Here is a 17,704-nt window from a genome sequence, read left to right on the forward strand (position 1 = left end):
GCGCACAGGCACGGGGCGGACGGGCGGGCCGGGTACGGCCCGGTCCCAGGGCTGGGACCAGGGCTGGGACCAGGGACAGGGCCAGCGCCAGGACCAGGAATAGCCCTGGTCCTAGGTCTAGGGCGTGGCACCGCCCGGCTGCTCCGGCCCGAAGGCGGTCATGAAGCGGTCGCGGAACTTGTCCATCCGCCAGGTCGGCGTCGCGTCGGCGGGCTGGAGCCCGTCCGTCCAGCCCCAGTCGGCGATCTTCTCCAGCACCTCGGGGTCCTGGGCCACGATCGAGATCGGCACGTCATGGCTGGGGTTGTCACCGGTGACCGTCTTGTTGGGCTGGTGGTCGCCGAGGAAGACCAGGACGGTGTCCTTGGAGCCGTACTTCGCGACGAAGTCGACGAGGCTGGACACCGAGTACTGGATGGACTTGCGGTACTCGTCCCGGACGGCCAGCGGATCCTTCCAGACCTCCGTCGGGTCCTTGCCCTCGGCCTTCTGCAGCGAGTGGTAGACCGACCCGTCGCCGATCCGGTCCTCGGGGATCGTGCTCGGGATGGGCGCCCACGGGTTGTGGCTGGAGGTCAGGATGATCTCCGCCATCATCGGGTCCCGGTCCTTCTTGCCGTGCTCCAGCTCCTCGAAGGCCTTCAGCGTGTACTGGTCGGGCATCGTCGACCAGCTGAACTTCGGGCCCTGGTAGCCGAGCTGGTCGGAGTCGTAGATGTGGTCCAGGCCGAAGTACTTGCCCTCCGGCCAGGCCTTCTGGGTGCCCGGCACGATCCCGACCGTGCGCCAGGCCCCGGTGCGGCGGAACGCCTCGGTGAGGGTGAGGCGGTCGCTCGCGACGAGGTGGGAGTAGCGCGACTGGTTCTTGATCCACAGGCCGGACAGGAACGTGGAGTGCCCCAGCCAGCTGCCGGCGCCGGTGATGGGGGAGCGCAGCCACCCGCTCCGCGACGCGTACCCGGCGTCCTTCAGCTCCCGCGTCTTCTGCGCGAGCGTCTCGGAGAGCGGCTCGCCCATCCTCGGGTCGTCGATCGCCGAGCGGCCGTAGCTCTCGATGAACGTGATCAGTACGTCCTTGCCGCGCAGCCCCGTCAGCAACCGATCCGGCGGCACGTCCGCGAAGGCGTCCACCGCGGACTGCTTCCGGAACGCCTCGGCGTCCTTCAGACCGCCGCTCACCGCCTCGATCCGGTTCTCCACGAGCGTCGCCGCGCTGTGCGAGGCCACCGGTACGTCGGCCACCTCCAGCGTCAGCGTCGAGCAGGTGATCCACGCGGTGCCCAGGACCAGCAGCGTCCGGCTCGCCGTCTGCCGGTGGCTCGTCATCAGCCGGCTGATCCGCGCCACGGCCAGGGTCATCAGCACCGGCAGCACCAGCGTCAGCCCGATCACCCCGGCCGTCACCGCCAGCGCCGCCGTGTCACCGAGCGAGTCCTGTACGAACGTCCGCGCGTTGTCCAGCAGAATCCAGTCGAGCACCAGGTCGAACGGGCGGTCCAGGGTCCAGTACGACCCCATGTCCAGCATCTTGACTGTCGTCAGCAGCCCGAGCAGCACCCCGACCACGACCACCGCCACGCGCCGCGCCCGTGCCGGGAGCACGAGCAGCAGCCCGCCGACCAGGACTGCCTCCGCCGGGATGCGCAGGAACCTGCCGAACGCGATGTCCGTGACGTCGTTCGGCACGAGCAGCGCGAACAGCACGAGCGCGACGGCCAGCCCGCTCACACCCCAGGCGACGGCGCGCGCGGCCTGCGGACGCCGGGCACGCCAGCCACCGGGAGCGACCGGCTCCTCCGCGAGGGGCACTGCCGACTCCTCGGCCGACTCCTCGGCCGACTCTTCGGCCGGGGGCTCGGACGCAGCCTGAGACTCGGACTCGGACGCAGCCTGAGACACGGACTCGGGCTCGGGCTCGGAATCAGTCTCTGCCTCTGCCTTTGCCTTTGCCTCGGCCTCGGCTTTCTCGTCCGTGCCCGCGTCCGGCGAAACCTCTTCCGGTGAACTCTCTTCCGACGTCCGCTCCGGAGGGCCGGTCTCCGCCGGGGCCTTGTCGTCGTCCGGTGCCGGTGTCGGTCCCGGAAGCTGCGGAGAGCGTATGTGCGACAACCCGAAGGTCCTTCCCTGTGGAGCATGTGGAGCTCGGTGCTGGTGGTACGGAGTGGGCCGGGGCGGCACGACCGCCGGAACACCCGAGGGGATCCGTATGCGTACGGTCCCACGTCGCCCACCGTTCACCCGAACTCAGGGTCGCCGCAACCACTTGACCGAACCGAAACGCGCCCCGCGCCCCCGGCTCAGACCGAGCGCGGCGCCCCCGTGCTGAAGCGTTCCACCAGGCGCGTCGACAACTCGGTGCGGGTGCCCTCCGGTTGGTCGCCCTCCATCATCCGCACCAGCAGCCGCAGCGCGGTCTGGGCCATCTCCGACAGGGGCTGGCGGACCGTGGTCAGCGCGGGGGTCGCCCAGCGGGCCTCGGGCAGGTCGTCGAAACCGACCACGCTGATGTCGTCCGGCACCCGTACCCCCCGCTCGGCCAGCGCCTCGTACACCCCGAGGGCCATCTTGTCCGAGCAGACGAACACGGCGGTCGGCGGCTCGGGGAGGTCGAGCAGCTGGAGCATCCGGTGGCGGGCGGTGGTCTCCATGAAGTTGCCGTAGCGGACGTACTCCGGCCGGTACGGCATCCCCGCGGCCGTCAGCGCCGAGCGGTAGCCCGCGACCCGGGCGCTGCTGCACATCTTGCGCCGGTACCCGGCGATCACGGCGATCCGCTCGTGCCCCAGGGACAGCAGATGCTCGGCGGCGGTCATCCCGCCCTGCCAGTTGGCCGCGCCCACCGACACCACGCCCGGCGGCGGCTCCAGGACCGGGTCGATCAGCACGAACGGGATGCGGTGCTGGGTGAGCCAGGAGTACTGGGCGGGGGACAGCTCGGCCAGGTTGAACAGCACGCCCGCCGAGCCCCGGGCGGTCAGCTTGTCGAACCAGCCGCGTTCGGGGCGGGCGCCCCGGGTGCGGGTCAGCCCGGCCGAGACGACGACCTCCAGACCGGCGTCGTGGGCGGCCTGTTCGACGCCGTGCAGGACCGCGCCCGACCAGGAGCTCTCCAGCGAGTGCACCACCAGATCGACCATGCGCGGCGGTTTGGACGCCTCGAACCGGGGTCTGCGGACATAGCCGAGCCGGTCCAACGCCTCGGTGACCCGGCGTCTGGTCTCCGGGGCCACGTCCTCGCGGCCGTTGACCACCTTCGAGGCCGTCGGTACGGAGACCCCGGCCTCGCGCGCCACCACCGCCAGCGTCGGCCCGGCCGTCGCGCTCCCGCCACGCACCATCGCGACTCCACCTCTCGGGGCCCGTCCCGAGGCCCGTGAAATTTTCGAACAGCACTGTGCGCACGGCGGAATCCCGAGCCGCGTAGCAAGCGCTTCCTACGTTAAGGCCAACTCAACACGGCGGGAAGAAGCGGGGATTCACAGGACGGCCCCAGCCAAAACTTTCGAAACTTCGAACAGGCGGAATTCTGGTCAGCGCGTCACGCGGTGGCGGAGGTAGACGAATTTCGAGGCGAAGGTCCGGGTCTCGACGAGTTCGAGATCGACCCGGCGCTCGTGGCGGGGGAAGTACGGGATGCCGCCGCCGACCAGCACCGGGTAGACGACGGTCCGGTACTCGTCGATCAGCCCGGCCTCCGCCGCCTCGGCGGCGAGCGTCGCGCCGCCGATCGCGATCTCGCCCTCCCCGGGCTCGGCCCGCAACCGCTCGATCTCCTCGGCCACGCTGCCGGAGGCCAGACGGGCACTGCCCTCGACGGCCGACAGCGTGGTGGAGAACACCACCTTGGGGAGGGGGTTCCAGAGGGCGGTCCATTCGCGCTCCGCGTCGCCGAGCGAGGGGTCCTGGTCGGCGGTCTCCCAGTACAGCATCGTCTCGTACAGCCGCCGTCCCATCAGATGGACGTCGACGTTCCGGATCTCGTCGATCCAGAAGCGAAAGACCTCGGGGTCGGGAGCCGTCCAATCGAAGCTGCCGTCCGGCCCGACGATGTAGCCGTCGAGCGAGGCGCTCATCGAATAGGTCACGCTGCGCATCAGCAGTCCTCCTTGGCGAGGGGTTCGACATTACGACTGCTGCACACCCCCGAAGTCATCGCGGCGCGCGGGATTTCTCGAACCGGTGCGCGCGGACCGGATCGCCCGCTGCCCGAACGGCCTCGCGACCCCGCCGGGACGTGATGCCCCCGGCCGGGCGGCCGTCGGCGGGGTCAGTCCTGCGGGTCGGAGAATTCCCGTGCGAGGTCGCGGTGCCGGTCCGCGGCCTCTTCTCCCTGGGCCGCGCTGATCGGTGACCCCGGCATACGGCTCAGGTGTTCGACCTGGGCCGCGAGACGCAGAAGCTCGCGCCGCGCGTGTTCACGGCAGACCAGACAGGTCACGCGATCCGCGCGCGGCGAGGTCATCGAGTACGGCACCCGCAGGCCGCAGCCCGTGGTGACGAGGCTCGGCAGATCGCCGGCCAGGCCGAAGACGGACGCCAGCATGTTCCGCGCGGCGGCGTCCCCGTGGACCACCCCGGTCTCGACATGGATGTGCGGGTCGTTCCCGTCCATGGGTCCTCCCTGCCCCGGTGGACGGGACCGGAACCCCGGGGCCGCCCCTCCTCGTGCCTCGCCCTCACCCCTCCGAGCAGCTCAACCGGAACCCGCCGAAGTCCGCCGTGAACTCCGCCGCGACCAGGTCCTGGGCGTGGATCCCGGCCAGGGTGCCGGTGAAGCGGAGGGCGGGGCCGTGGTCGTCGGAGAGGTGGGTGAAGTCGAGGGGCGGTCCGAGGGGGGTGCGCCGGCCGTCGAGGAGGTACCAGAAGCGGGCCTCCGGGCCGTCGACGGTCGCGCCCAGGGTGATCGGCCGGTCCGGTTCGACCTCGACGACGGCCCGCTGCCGGGCCCCGTCCGTATCGCGTTCGACGAGGCTCAGCACGGTACGGCCCGCGCCTCGCCACTGCTGGCCGCGCTGGGGCTCGCCCTCGGGTTCGGCCCAGGTCAGATCGAGGGTGAGGTACGCGGAGCCGTTGTAGCGCAGGGTCAGACCGGCCGCCTCGCCGAAGGTGCGGGGCCGGGCCTCCACCGTGACCTCCACCTCCGCCCGGTGCTCGGTGATCCGCTGGGCCAGCAGACTCTGCTCCCACAGCGATTCGGGCCCGTGCCGACCCCGGAGCCGGATCCAGCCGGGCCGCGCCTCCGCATCGGCCCAGGACATGTCCGGCGCCGCCCGGAGACTGCTCCACGGCCAGCCCAGGACGCCGCCCTCGGGTGAGCCCACCCCGGCCGCCGGCTCCGCGTCCGGTACCTCCACCTCCACCGCCGGATGCCATCCCCCCTGCCGCAGCCGGGGCCAGCCGTCCGCGTCCCAGACCACCGCCTGGACGGCGGTCTCCCGGCCCAGGGGGCAGCGCATGCCGTGCCCGGTGTGCAGGGGGCGTGCCGTGAGATGGCTCAGGTACCAGTCGCCGCCGGGGGTCCGTACCAGCTCGGCGTGCCCGGCCTTCTGCAACGGCGCCTTCGGGTCGTCCCGGGTCGTCAGCAGGGGCAGGGCGTCGAGTTCGTACGGCCCGGTCAGGGCGCGGCTGCGGGCGACCCGTACACCGTGCTCGAAACCGGTGCCGCCCTCGGCCAGCACCAGGAAGTACCAGCCGTCGTGGAACATGAGCTTGGGGCCCTCGATCAACCGGTCGTGCCGGAGCAGGAGACGGGTGTCGCCGAGGGGGCGCAGCGTCGAGCGGTCCAGTTCGGTCAGGACGATCCCGGCGAACCGGTCGCCGCCCGGACGGTGGTCGCTCTGCATGTTGAGCAGCCAGAGCCGGCCCTCGTGATGGAACAGGGCGGGATCGAAGCCGTGGCTCGCCACCCGCCGGGGAGCGGTCCAGTCGCCGTCCACCGCCGGGGCCGTACTGACGTACGTGTCCAGGTCGAAGTAGCGTGTGCCGACCGACCGGACGATCGTGTAGACCACCCAGAAGCGTTCGCCGTCCCAGCTCAGCGACGGGGCCCAGACACCGCCCGAGTCGGGGACCCCGGCCAGCGAGCCACCGGGGGCCGCGCCGCGCACATGACCGGCGTACTCCCAGTGCGCGAGATCCCGGGAGCGGTGGATCGGGACGGTCGGGAACCACTCGAACGAACTGGTCGCCACGTAGTACCAGTCCCCGACCCTGATCAGGGACGGGTCGGGGGCGAAGCCGCGGACGACCGGGTTGCGGGCCACGGTCATTTGAGCGCCCCCAGCGTCACACCCGACCGCCAGTAGCGGCGCATCGCGGTCATCATGATCGCCAGCGGGATGATGGAGAGCAGCGCGCCCGTCAGGACGAGACTGGTCACGTCGATGCCGGACTCCGCGCGTTTGCCGGACCAGTTGTAGAGGCCGAGGTTGAGGGTCCAGTTCTCCTTGCCGCGCAGGAGGGTGAGGGGGAGGAAGAACGCGTTCCAGGTGTTGACGAAGGCCAGCAGGAAGACCGTCGCACCGCCCGTGGTCATCATCCGCAGCACGATGCTGACGAAGATCCGCAGCTCACCGGCGCCGTCGATCCGGGCCGCCTCCAGGAGTTCGAAGGGGATCGTCGCCTCGGTGTAGACCTTCGCCAGATACACGCTGAAGGGGTTGACGAGGCACGGGATCAGCATCGCCCAGGGGGTGTCGACCAGGCCCATCTTCGAGAACATCAGATACAGGGGGAGCGTGAGCAGCGCGATCGGGATCAGGAACGAGCCCACCACGGCCGCGAACACCACACCCCGGCCGGGGAAGTCGAAGCGGGCCAGACCGTAACCGGTGGCCAGCGCGATGAGCGTGCCGCCGAGGGAGCCGACACCGGCGTACAGGAACGAGTTGGCGGTCCAGCGCAGGAAGATGCCGTCGTCGTAGGTGAACACCTGCTGGAGGTTCTCCCAGAGGTGCATGCCGGAGAACCACAGGCCGTTGCTCTGGTACAGGCCCACCTGGTCCTTGGTGGCGGCGACCATCAGCCAGTACACCGGGAACAGGCTGTAGAGGCTCGCCAGGACCAGGCCCAGCAGGATGAACCGCTGGCCGCCGCGCCCGCGCGAGGCGGGGTCGGGGCCGGTGATCCGCCGTACGGGAGGAAGGCCCGAGCGCCCGGACTTCCTGGGGGTGTCGGTGGTGGTCGTGGCCATCAGTCGACCTCCTTCGAGGTCAGCCGGTAGAAGACGAGGGAGGCGACGCCGAGGATCAGGGCCAGGAGCACCGACAGGGCGGCGGCGTAGGGGTAGTTGCCCGAGTTGAACGCCTGGTTGTAGATGATCATGATCGGGGTGAAGCTGTCGTCGACGGTCTCGGGGGTGATGTTCCGGAACAGCGCCGGCTCGTTGAAGAGCTGCAGCATCTGGATGATCGAGAGCAGCCCGGTCAGCACCAACGCCCCCCGTACGAACGGGATCTTGATGCTCAGTGCGATCCGGCGCTCGGAGGCGCCGTCGAGCCGGGCCGCCTCGAACAGTTCACGGGGCACGCCCTGGAGCGCCGAGTAGATGATCACCATGTTGTAGCCGATGCCGTGCCAGGTCAGCAGATTGCCGATGGACGGCCACACCATGGAGGGTGCGAAGAAGTTCCAGTCGAACCCGAGGAAGTCGCCCATCGGGGTCAGCGGACCCACCGCGGGGCTGTACAGATTGATCCACACGATCGCCGCGACCACACCCGGGATCATGTACGGCACCAGCAGCACGATCCGGAAGCGGTTCGCTGCCTTCGAGGTGAGCGTGTCCAGGAGCAGCGCCAGCACCAGGCTGACCAGCAGCATGAACGGGATCTGCACACAGGCGAACAGCACCACCCGCAGGATCGAGCCCATGAACGCCGAGTCGGTCAGCCCCAGTCGGTAGTTGGCGAGCCCGGAGAACTCCCGGGTCGCGCCGCCGAGGCCGAGCCCGGACTGCCTCTCCTGGAACAGCGACTCGTAGACCGCGTACCCGATGGGCAGCAGATAGAGGAAGACGAATCCGAGCTGGAAGGGCACCGTGAACGCGGCGCCCTTCCAGCGCTGGGAGCGAATCATCGAAGGAAGCCTCTAGCCCTTGACGTTGATACCGCGCGACTTCAGGTCCTTGACCGTCCACTCCTGCATGTGCGCGAGCAGGTCGGTGACCTTCTGTTCCTTGCTGACGACCTTGCCCCACTGACTCTGCAGCTCGGTGAACATGGCCGTCCAGTTGGGGCCGTAGACCCAGTCGTCGGTGATGGTGCCCAGGCTGTCGGTGACGACCTTCTCGCCGGGGGCGTAGTGGTCACCGAGCAGCTTCTCGGAGATGGCCTCGGCGACATAGGAGTCGCTGTCGGCGAGCGCCGGCATCACACCGCTGCCGGTCTCCGGGCTGGCCATCGTCCTGACCGCGCCGGTGTCGGTGGACAGCCACAGCGCCGCCTCGGCCGCCTGCTTCTTGTGGTCGCACTGCTCGGTGACCAGGTTCATGCCCCCGCTCTGGTTGGTGCCCGCCGGGGTCTTGGCCGCCTCGCCCCGGTATGCGGGCCACGGGGACAGCGCCCAGTCGCCGAAGGAGTCGGTGAAGTTCTGCACCATGCCGGACATCTGCCAGGTGGAGATCTGGCGGGTGACCGTGCCGCCCTTGTCGTAGTTGCGCTGCACGGCCGCGTAGTCGGCGAAGGAGAGCCTGGAGTTGAGGTCGCCGTCGATGATCTGCTGGATCACGTCGGCGGCCTTCAGGCTGCCCGCGTCCTGGAAGTCCACCTTCCAGGAGTCGCCGTCGATGGCGTACCAGTGGGCGCCGGCCTGCATCGCGAGCACCTCCAGCGTGCTCGGGTCCTCACCGGCGTAGTTGGTGATGTGGATGTCGTGCTTCTTCAGGACCTTGCCGGCCGCGATGAAGTCGTCCCAGGTGGCGGGCGCCTTGAGGCCGTACTTCTCGAAGACGTCGGTGCGGTAGATCGTGAAGGCGGGCGCCGAGGCGGTGGGCACGCCGTAGACCTTGCCCTGCACCTGGACACCGGCCCACGCGCCCGGGTTGAACTTGTCCGCGCTGGACCCGACGTACTCGGTGATGTCGGCGAGCGCGCCCTGCGACACCCAGCTCGTCACGTACTCGGCGGTGTTCTGCAGCAGACAGGGGGCGTTGCCGGCCTTCACCGCGTTGCTGAGCTGCTTCTGCATGGTCAGCTGGTCGGTGACCTTGGTGTACTTGAGCTGGATGTCCTTGTGGGCGGCGTTGAACGCCTTGACCACGGCTTCCTGGCCGTTGGCCCAGCCCCAGAAGGGGAGCGTGACCGGACCGGTGGCGCCGGAGGAGCCGTCGTCGCCCGAGCCCGAGCCGCCGCAGGCGGCGAGCAGACCGGTCAGCGCGACACCGGCGACGGCGACGCGGGCGAACCTTCTCCTGGGACTGATGGAGTTCATCGAACGGTCATCCTTCGAGACGTGGGGCGAGCGCGGAATGGGGGGCGCGAGGGGCGGCTCGGTGGGGTGACGGCGAGCGAGGCGGATCATCAGCTCGGGTCTCGGAACCCCTGCGGACACGCAGTAGAAAACGGTTGCTGTGAAACCTAGGTCGGCTGATCCGCCCACCGCAAGAGCGCGACGGTAAATTGTTACGCCGGATTGTCGCCGGGGTTGCCGGGAGCCGTCGTCCGGTGGCCCTGGCGTGGTGCGGAGAGACCAGGTCGGAGCCGTGACCGGCGGCGCGGGGCCGTCGAGGCGCGGGACGCGGGACGGCGGAGCGGCGCGAAAACGTTTGTGGTGCGGCGGAGTGGGGCCGGCCGGCGTTCAGGCGACGCGGGCCAGGTCCGTGTGCCGTACCTCGTGCGCGGGCGGCAGACCCGAGGCGAGCCGCTCCAACTCCTCGACCACGGTACGGCCGAGACGCTCCAGCTCATTGCCGAGAGACCCGGCGATGTGCGGGGTGAGGAACACGTTGGGCAGGTGGTAGAGCGGGGAGCCGACGGGCAGCGGCTCGGGCTCGGTGACGTCCAGGACCGCGCTGAGCCGGCCGGAGAGCAGCTCGTCGGTGAGCGCCTCCGGGTCGACCAGGGCGCCCCGGGAGGTGTTGATGAGGACGCCGCCGTCCCTGATCAGCGCGAGTCTGCCGCGGTCGAGCATGCGGTAGGTCTCGGGGATGTCGGGGGCGTGCAGGCTGACGATGTCGCTGGTCCGCAACAGGTCGTCCAGCGCCACCGCTTCGGCGCCCAGCGCCGCGGCCCCGGCCGGGTCGACGTACGGGTCGTACAGCGAGACGGCGAAGTCGAACGGCCTCAGCAGTTCCAGGAGCCGGCGGCCGACGCGCGAGGCGCCGATGACCCCGACCCGGCGGCCGACGTTGCCGATGGCGGCGGTCTCGGCGGGGGAGGGGTAGGTGTGGGTCCTGCGGAAGCGTTCGCGCTGGTCGAAGGTGTCCTTCCCGGCCAGCAGGATCATCGCGAGGGTGTACTCGGCGACCGGCAGCGCGTTCCCGGCGACCGCGCTGGAGACGCTGACCCCGCCCTGCCACAGGGCCTCGCCGACCAGCGCCCGGACCGAGCCCGCGGCATGCAGGACGGTACGCAGCCGGGGCGCCGCCGCCAGGACGTCCGCGTCGAGATGCGGGCAGCCCCAGCCGGTGATCAGCGTCTCGGCCGAGGCCAGTGCCGGGGCGGCGGCGGGATCGGTGAAGTCCCGGACGACGAACCCGGGGTCGATGTCGGCCACTTGACGCAGCCGGGCCATGAGCGGCGGTGGGAAGAGCAGGGGCAGATGCACCGGATCCATGGCGAACACGGCGCGCGTCGACGGGGCGCTGGGCATGGCTCTCCTGGAGAGTCGGGAGGGGGGTGGGCGCAGAGGCTGCTGCGGAAGTCAGTCTGCCGTCAGCTTCAGAAAACGTCTTCTACCGTAGGTGCGGGTTCGACGGGTGGTCAATCGTCCTGATCCGGTGGCGGGACCCGGCAACCGGTTTCCGCACTGCGCCGCATCAGAGCTGCGGAAGAGGCGACCATAGCGCCGTCGGGCCGGGTCCCGGGGGTTGTGCAGAGTTTTCGAAAACTGGTCAGGGCCCTTGACGCGCTGTGCGGGCCGGAACAAGCTCTGCCCGTCGGCCGATAGAAACCGGTTGCACGGGCAGGCGCCCGTCCCCTCCCACCGACCCCCTTCGCACCCAAGGACGTTGCTGATGACCGACACCCAGGGCCCCGGGCTGTCCCGGCGCACCCTCCTCCAGGCCACCGGGGCCACGGCCGCCGCGTACTCCCTGCTCGGCACGGCCGCCGGCACCGCGAGCGCGGCCGGCGGACCGGGCGCCGGCCGGCTGGTGGTGCACCCCGTGCCGGACGGACTGCCGCTGAACACCAGCTTCTCCGTCCAGGCCCGCACCCCGGGCGGCGACTGGCGGCCGGTGCCCGTCATCCGGGCCCGTACGAAGACCATCGACGAGAAGACCGGCGCGGGCGTCGTCCGCAGCTCCTCGGTCGCGAGCCTCGACTTCCGCGGCACCGTGGAGGTCCGGGTCACCTCGTCGAAGGGCACGATCCCCTCGGCGCGGATCCGCCCCCTGTCCCACGCCGTCGCGCACGAGGCCGACGGCGACACCGTCAGCTTCCGCCTCACCGAGCCGCGCAATCTCTCCATCGAACTCGGGGACGCCGACGGCCGCTCCTTCGACCTCTACGACAACCTCCAACTGCACGCCAACCCGATCGAGAAGCGGCGGCCCGAGAAGGACGACCCGGACGTCATCTACTTCGGACCGGGCATCCACACCGTCCCCGACAACGTGGTGAAGGTGCCCAGCGGCAAGACGGTCTACCTGGCCGGCGGCGCGGTGCTCAAGGCCCGTGTGGAGTTCAGCCATGTGGAGAACGCCCGGCTGCTCGGCCGGGGCATCATCTACGACTCGGACGCGGCCACCCTCGTGGCGTTCTCCAGGAACATCGAGATCGACGGCATTCTCGCCCTCAACCCCAGGACCGGCTACTCCTGCACCATCGGCCAGTCCCAGCAGGTCACCGTCCGCAATCTGCACTCCTACAGCTTCGGCCAATGGGGCGACGGCATCGATGTGTTCAGCAGCGAGGACGTGCTGATCGAAGGCGTCTTCATGCGCAACAGCGACGACTGCGTCGCCATCTACGCCCACCGCTGGGACTACTACGGCGACTGCCGCAACATCACCGTCCGGAACTCCACCCTCTGGGCCGACGTCGCCCACCCCGTGAACATCGGCACCCACGGCAACCCCGAGAAGCCCGAGACCATCGAGAACATCGTCCTCAGCGACATCGACGTGCTCCAGCACCGCGAACCACAGGTCCTCTACCAGGGCTGCGTCGCCCTCAACCCGGGCGACAGCAACCTCATACGCAACGTCCGCATCCAGGACGTCCGCGTGGAGGACTTCACCTGGGGACAACTGCTCAACATGCGGGTGATGGCCAACCGGTACAACGCCTCCCCTGGCCGGGGCATCGAGGACGTGTACGTCCGCGACCTCGCCTACAACGGCACCCACGCCTCCATGGCGATCCTCACCGGCTACGACGCGGACCGCCCGATCAAGAACCTGACCTTCCAGAACCTGTCGGTCAACGGCACGGTCGTGCACGACAAGATGAAGAAGCCCGGCTGGTACCTGACCACCGACATGGTCCCGATGTTCGCCAACGAGCACGTCCAGAACCTCCGTTTCCTGGACGCCGACACGGCCGCCGCCACCGAGGCCCCCGAGATCACCGGCGCGGCCGAGGTCACGGCCACCGCCGACCGGGTCCTCAACCACCTCGTCACGGCGACCGGGCTGCCCACGTCGTTCGCCGCCGAGGGCCTGCCCAAGGGCCTGAGCATGGACACCGGCACCGGTCTGATCTCCGGTGTCCCGGCCCGGCCCGGCACCCGCACGGTCACCGTCTCGGCCACCAACGCCGCCGGTACGGCCACCCGGTCCGTCAAGCTCACCGTGCGCCACCCGTAGGACGAGGAGCGACCTGTGCTTCCCCTCAGCAGACGGTTCGACCGGCGGTCGTTCCTCGGCGCGGCCGGGGCCACGGCAGCCGCGGCCGGAGCCGGACTCCTGTCCGCGCCCTCCGCCTCCGCCGCGCCCTCCGCCTCGGCCGGGGCCACGGGCGCCGGTTCCACCGGGACGGCCCCCGCCTTCAGCCATCCGGGCCTCCTGCACACCACCGCCGACCTGGACCGGTGGCGGGCGGCGGTCGCGGCGAAGGAGTCACCGATCCACGACGGCTATCTCGCGCTGGCCGCCCACGCCCGGTCCAGGTCCACGTACACCGTGCAGAACACGGGCCAGATCATCTCCTGGGGGCGCGGCCCCACCAACTTCATGAGCCAGGCCGTCGCCGACTCGGCCGCCGCCTACCAGAACGCGCTGATGTGGTGTGTGACGGGCGAGCGGGCCCACGCCGACAAGGCCCGGGACATCCTCGACGCCTGGTCGGCCTCCCTCACGACGATCACGGGAGCCGACGGCCCGCTCGGCGCGGGCCTGCAGGCCTTCAAGTTCGTCAACGCCGCCGAACTGCTCCGGCACACCGGCTACGACGGCTGGCCCGACGCGGCGATCGCCCGCTGCGAGCGCTCGTTCCTCGACGTCTGGTACCCGGCGATCTCCGGCTACATGCTGTACGCCAACGGCAACTGGGATCTGACGGCCATGCAGACCGTCCTGGCCATCGGTGTGTTCTGCGAGGAGCCCGTCCTCTTCGAGGACGCCCTGCGCTTCGCGGCGGCCGGCGCCGGCAACGGCAGCGTGCCGGGCCGGATCGTCACCGCCGCCGGCCAGGGCCAGGAGTCCGGCCGCGACCAGGGGCACGAGCAGCTGGCCGTCGGCCTGATGGGCGACGCCGCGCAGGTGGCCTGGAACCAGGGCGTCGACCTGTGGGGCGTCGACGGCCGGCGTCCGCTGGCCAACGCCGAGTACGCCGCCCGCTACAACCTCGGCGGCGACGTCCCCTTCACCCCCGACCTGGACCGCACCGGCAAGTACGTCAAGACGACCGTCTCCGCGATCGGCCGGGGCACCCTGCCCCCGGTCTACGAGATGTACTACGCCCACTACGCCGGAGTGCGCGGCCTCGACGCCCCCGCGACGAAGGCGGTGCTCTTCCGGGGCACGGCGGGCGCCCGGTTGGTCGAGGGCGGCAACGACGACCTCCCGGGCTTCGGCACCTTCGCCTACGCCGGGGCCACGGCCCCCGCCACGGCTCCCGCGCCGAAGCCCCCGGCCGGTGTGACGGCGGTGGGCGAGCGCGGATCGGTGACCGTGACCTGGCTGCCGTCGGCCCGGGCCACCGGGTACACCGTCCGGCGGTCCACCCGCCCCGGAGGCCCCTACGAGAAGGTCGCCACCGGGCTCGGCGCGCCGACGTACACCGACCGGGACGTCCACCGGGGCCGGACCTACCACTACACCGTCACCGCCACCAACCCGGCGGGCGGCAGCGGGAGTTCGAGCCCGGTCACCGCCTGCGCCGGGCTGCCCGAGCCCTGGGCCGGCCAGGATCTCGGGGCGGTGGAGATCCCCGGCTCCGCCGCCTTCGACGGCGAGCGGTTCCTGCTGCGGGCGAGCGGCACGGCGGACACGTACCGCCTGGCGTACGTACCACTGCGCGGGGACGGCTCGGTCACCGCGCGGATCGTGTGGCCGCTCAGCTCCCAGTACTCCAAGATCGGCGTCACCCTGCGGGCCGGCCTCGACGCGGGCGCCGCGCACGCCTCGACGCTGATCCAGGGGCTGCCGCTGCACACCTGGAGCGGGGTGTGGAGCGTACGGAAGGCCGTCGGCGCGGGGATCACCGCGACCGGCAGCACGCCCGTGCCGCCCTCCCAGCTCCCGGCGATCACCACCTCCGCCGCCTTCCCGATCTCCGCCCTCGGCGCCCTGCCGGAGTCGGCGACACCCCTGGAGGCGCCGTACGTCGAGGGCGCGGGCGACGGCTACCGGCTGCGGGCCCCGTACTGGGTGCGGGTCACCCGCAGGGGCCGCCGCTGCACCGGGGCGATCTCGCCGGACGGCGTCGACTGGACCGAAGTGGGCACATCGGAGGTCGAGTTGGGGCGCACCGCGTACGCGGGGCTGGTCCTGACCTCCTGCCTGGGCGTCGCCGAGGAGTACGCGGGGACGGGCGTGGGCGCCTTCGACGACGTGCGGGTCGTCTCCGCCGACGGGGGAGAGGTCTGGTCGGTGGCCCGCCCTGCCTGGCGGGCCACCGGCCTCAAGGCCGCCACCGGCGCCGACGCGGTGGAGCTGGCCTGGACCGATCCGGACCTCTCCGCCCGCTACAAGGTGCTCCGCGCCACCCGCGCCGACGGCCCCTACCGGACGATCGCCACCGGGATCGCCCCGGTCGGCTTCGGCACCCGGCTGCGGTACACGGACGCCACCGGCACCCCCGGCACGACGTACCACTACGTCGTCGCGAAGACGAACACCGGTGGCGGCGGCCCCCGTTCCGCGCCCGCCGCCGCGGCGATGCCGACCCCGACTGTTCCTCGACTCGCTTCGGCGGCAGCGGCGTTCGCCAACAAGGGAGTCCCGTTCCGGCATCTGCTGCGTGCCGCGCACGAACCCGTGCGCTTCACCGCGAGCGGACTCCCCGACGGTCTGCGCGTCGACCGGCGCACCGGCCTGATCTCCGGCACCCCCACCCGGACCGGCGAGTTCACCGTCACCACCACCGCCGGCAACGCGGCGGGCGAGGCGACCGGCACCCTCACCCTGACCGTCGGCACACCCCCGCCCGCCCCCTGGACCTACGGCGACCTCGGCGACCTCGTCCTCGACGACCGCGCCTACGGCACCCTCGGCGTGGTCGCGGTCCCCACCCCCGGCAGCACCGCGTACGAGGACGACGGGACCTTCGTCGTCCGGGGCGCCGGAGTCGATCTGACCGTCAACAACCAAGGAATGACCGGCCAGTTCGTACGGCGGACGGTCACCGGTGACTGCGAGGTCACCGTCCGGCTGGACTCCCGTACCGGGGCCACGGCCGACCGGGTCGGGCTGCTGATGGCCAAGTCGCTGTCGCCGTTCGACCAGGCGGCCGGGGCGATCGTCGGCGGCGGGACCACAGCCCAGCTCATGCTCCGTACGACCGTGGCCGGACGGTCGGCCTTCACCGGCGACACCACGGTCACCACCCCCTGCCTGCTGCGGCTGAAGCGGACCGGGACCCGCTTCGCCGCGGCGGTCTCCACCGACGGAGGCGCCACCTTCACCCCCCTCGCCGACGGAGAGATCCCCGGCTTCGGTGACGCCCCCTACCACGTGGGCCTGGTGGTCTGCTCCCGCAGCCCGCTGGCCCACGGCACCGCGCGCTTCGGCGAGGTGAGCATCACCCCCACCTGAGGATCGGAGATGGACCGATGAGCCGCACTTCCCCCCACGCCACCCCCCACGCTTCCCCCCACCCGGGCCCCGAAGGGCCCGCGCCCGAGGGCGAGTTGAGCCGCCGCGGTCTGCTGAGGACCGCCGGCGGGATCGCCGCCGCCCTCACCCTGGGCGCCGCCTCCGCCACCACGGCGGAGGCGGCCCCGGCCACTTTCACCCACCCCGGCATGCTGCACGCCTACGGCGAACTCAACCGCGCCAAGGTACGCGTCGCCGCAGGCGACGACCCCTGGCTGTCCGGCTGGAACCGGCTGACCGCCAACTCCCACGCCGCGAGCACCTGGACGGCCAGGCCGCAGGCCACCGTCGTCCGCGGCGGCACCGGCGAGAACTACGGCATCCTCTACAACGACATCCACGCCGCCTACCAGAACGCGCTGCGCTGGAAGATCGCCGGAACCACGGCCAACGGCGACGCGGCCGTGCGCATCCTCAACGCCTGGTCGTCGACGCTCACCACCGTCACCGGCAACGCGGACCGGTTCCTGGCCGCCGGGATCTACGGCTACCAGTTCGCGAACGCCGCCGAACTCATGCGCGGCTACGGCGGATTCGACCTGGACCGGTTCAGGACGATGATGCTGAACGTCTTCTACCCGCTCAACAACCAGTTCCTGAACGACCACAACGACGCCTGCATCACCAACTACTGGGCCAACTGGGACCTGTGCACCATGAACTCGATCCTCGCGATCGGGATCCTGTGCGACGACGGCGCCAAGTACGACCAGGCCGTCAACTACTTCAAGAACGGCGCGGGCAACGGCGCGATCCGCAAGGCCGTGCCGTTCCTGTACGACGGCCAGGGCCTCGCCCAGTGGCAGGAGTCCGGCCGCGACCAGGGGCACACCATGATGGGCATGGGCCAGATGGGCGCCTTCTGCGAGATGGCCTGGTCCCAGGGCGAGGACCTCTACGGCTACGACGACAACCGGTTCATGAAGGCCGCCCAGTACGTCGCCAGGTACAACCTCGGCGAGGACGTGCCCTTCACCGCCTACACCTGGGGCACCGGCCAGAACTGCGCCCAGCAGACCCACACCGTGATCTCGTCCAGCGGCCGGGGCCAGGTCCGCCCCGTGTGGGACCTGCTGCACTACCACTACGCACGGCGGCGGGGCCTGTCCGTCCCGTACATCACCCGGATGGCGGAGAGCGTCCGCCCCGAGGGCGGCGGCGGGGACTACGGCCCCAACAGCGGCGGCTACGACCAGCTGGGCTTCGGCACCCTGATGTACGCCAGGTAGCCGCCGACCCGCCGACCCGGCGACCGACCCCCGCCGGCCGCCCGCCGACGAGGCCGCC

Annotated in this window: 12 protein-coding genes; 3 read left to right on the plus strand and 9 right to left on the minus strand. The window is 70.9% G+C overall.

Going from position 1 to position 17,704, the window contains the following annotated elements; genetic code table 11:
* Nucleotides 1–117 precede the first annotated feature (117 nt).
* The 9 genes from J8M51_RS24205 to J8M51_RS24245 form a co-directional block, all read right to left on the minus strand.
* Nucleotides 118–2,109, minus strand: coding sequence for an alkaline phosphatase family protein (locus J8M51_RS24205; protein WP_086755758.1), 1,992 nt, complete (start codon nt 2,107–2,109; stop codon nt 118–120).
* 188 nt (nt 2,110–2,297) lie between these two features.
* Nucleotides 2,298–3,338, minus strand: coding sequence for a LacI family DNA-binding transcriptional regulator (locus J8M51_RS24210; protein ID WP_086755757.1), 1,041 nt, complete (start codon nt 3,336–3,338; stop codon nt 2,298–2,300).
* 192 nt (nt 3,339–3,530) lie between these two features.
* Nucleotides 3,531–4,094, minus strand: a complete 564-nt coding sequence (locus tag J8M51_RS24215) for a dihydrofolate reductase family protein (RefSeq protein WP_086755756.1) — start codon at nt 4,092–4,094, stop codon at nt 3,531–3,533.
* 173 nt (nt 4,095–4,267) lie between these two features.
* Nucleotides 4,268–4,612 carry a hypothetical protein gene (locus J8M51_RS24220; RefSeq protein ID WP_086755755.1) on the minus strand — a complete coding sequence of 115 codons (345 nt, stop codon included), beginning with the start codon at nt 4,610–4,612 and terminating at the stop codon, nt 4,268–4,270.
* Nucleotides 4,613–4,676: 64 nt separating this feature from the next.
* A complete protein-coding gene (locus J8M51_RS24225; protein WP_086755754.1) occupies nt 4,677–6,269 on the minus strand; it encodes a family 43 glycosylhydrolase in 1,593 nt (530 codons plus the stop codon).
* On the minus strand, nt 6,266–7,192 hold the full coding sequence (locus J8M51_RS24230; protein WP_086755753.1) for a carbohydrate ABC transporter permease: 927 nt from the start codon (nt 7,190–7,192) through the stop codon (nt 6,266–6,268). The genes J8M51_RS24225 and J8M51_RS24230 overlap by 4 nt, the downstream gene beginning before the upstream one ends.
* Nucleotides 7,192–8,076: a carbohydrate ABC transporter permease gene (locus tag J8M51_RS24235; protein ID WP_086755752.1), complete on the minus strand. Its 885-nt coding sequence runs from the start codon at nt 8,074–8,076 to the stop codon at nt 7,192–7,194. The genes J8M51_RS24230 and J8M51_RS24235 overlap by 1 nt, the downstream gene beginning before the upstream one ends.
* 12 nt (nt 8,077–8,088) lie before the next feature.
* Nucleotides 8,089–9,429 (minus strand): ABC transporter substrate-binding protein, encoded by a 1,341-nt coding sequence (locus tag J8M51_RS24240; RefSeq protein ID WP_086755751.1) that lies wholly within the window; start codon nt 9,427–9,429, stop codon nt 8,089–8,091.
* Nucleotides 9,430–9,795: 366 nt separating this feature from the next.
* Nucleotides 9,796–10,809 carry a hydroxyacid dehydrogenase gene (locus tag J8M51_RS24245; protein WP_179203092.1) on the minus strand — a complete coding sequence of 338 codons (1,014 nt, stop codon included), beginning with the start codon at nt 10,807–10,809 and terminating at the stop codon, nt 9,796–9,798.
* 364 nt (nt 10,810–11,173) lie between these two features.
* Here J8M51_RS24245 and J8M51_RS24250 point away from each other — a divergent pair, with 364 nt between their 5' ends.
* The 3 genes from J8M51_RS24250 to J8M51_RS24260 are packed head-to-tail and all read left to right on the plus strand — an operon-like array spanning nt 11,174 to nt 17,646.
* Complete coding sequence (locus tag J8M51_RS24250) at nt 11,174–12,967, plus strand: Ig domain-containing protein (RefSeq protein WP_086755750.1); 1,794 nt, start codon at nt 11,174–11,176, stop codon at nt 12,965–12,967.
* A gap of 15 nt (nt 12,968–12,982) precedes the next feature.
* A complete protein-coding gene (locus J8M51_RS24255; protein ID WP_267299464.1) occupies nt 12,983–16,357 on the plus strand; it encodes an alginate lyase family protein in 3,375 nt (1,124 codons plus the stop codon).
* A 17-nt stretch (nt 16,358–16,374) separates the two neighbouring features.
* Nucleotides 16,375–17,646, plus strand: coding sequence for an alginate lyase family protein (locus J8M51_RS24260; RefSeq protein ID WP_267299465.1), 1,272 nt, complete (start codon nt 16,375–16,377; stop codon nt 17,644–17,646).
* Nucleotides 17,647–17,704 lie beyond the last annotated feature (58 nt).

The sequence above is a fragment of the Streptomyces griseiscabiei genome (assembly GCF_020010925.1).
GTDB lineage: Bacteria > Actinomycetota > Actinomycetes > Streptomycetales > Streptomycetaceae > Streptomyces > Streptomyces griseiscabiei.

Excerpts from the sequence above, each read along its gene's own strand:
- J8M51_RS24240 (WP_086755751.1), bottom strand. The coding sequence starts at position 9,429 with ATGAACTCCATCAGTCCCAGGAGAAGGTTCGCCCGCGTCGCCGTCGCC.
- J8M51_RS24245 (WP_179203092.1), bottom strand. The coding sequence starts at position 10,809 with ATGCCCAGCGCCCCGTCGACGCGCGCCGTGTTCGCCATGGATCCGGTG.
- J8M51_RS24225 (WP_086755754.1), bottom strand. The coding sequence starts at position 6,269 with ATGACCGTGGCCCGCAACCCGGTCGTCCGCGGCTTCGCCCCCGACCCG.
- J8M51_RS24235 (WP_086755752.1), bottom strand. The coding sequence starts at position 8,076 with ATGATTCGCTCCCAGCGCTGGAAGGGCGCCGCGTTCACGGTGCCCTTC.
- J8M51_RS24215 (WP_086755756.1), bottom strand. The coding sequence starts at position 4,094 with ATGCGCAGCGTGACCTATTCGATGAGCGCCTCGCTCGACGGCTACATC.
- J8M51_RS24210 (WP_086755757.1), bottom strand. The coding sequence starts at position 3,338 with ATGGTGCGTGGCGGGAGCGCGACGGCCGGGCCGACGCTGGCGGTGGTG.
- J8M51_RS24220 (WP_086755755.1), bottom strand. The coding sequence starts at position 4,612 with ATGGACGGGAACGACCCGCACATCCATGTCGAGACCGGGGTGGTCCAC.
- J8M51_RS24250 (WP_086755750.1), top strand. The coding sequence starts at position 11,174 with ATGACCGACACCCAGGGCCCCGGGCTGTCCCGGCGCACCCTCCTCCAG.
- J8M51_RS24230 (WP_086755753.1), bottom strand. The coding sequence starts at position 7,192 with ATGGCCACGACCACCACCGACACCCCCAGGAAGTCCGGGCGCTCGGGC.
- J8M51_RS24260 (WP_267299465.1), top strand. The coding sequence starts at position 16,375 with ATGAGCCGCACTTCCCCCCACGCCACCCCCCACGCTTCCCCCCACCCG.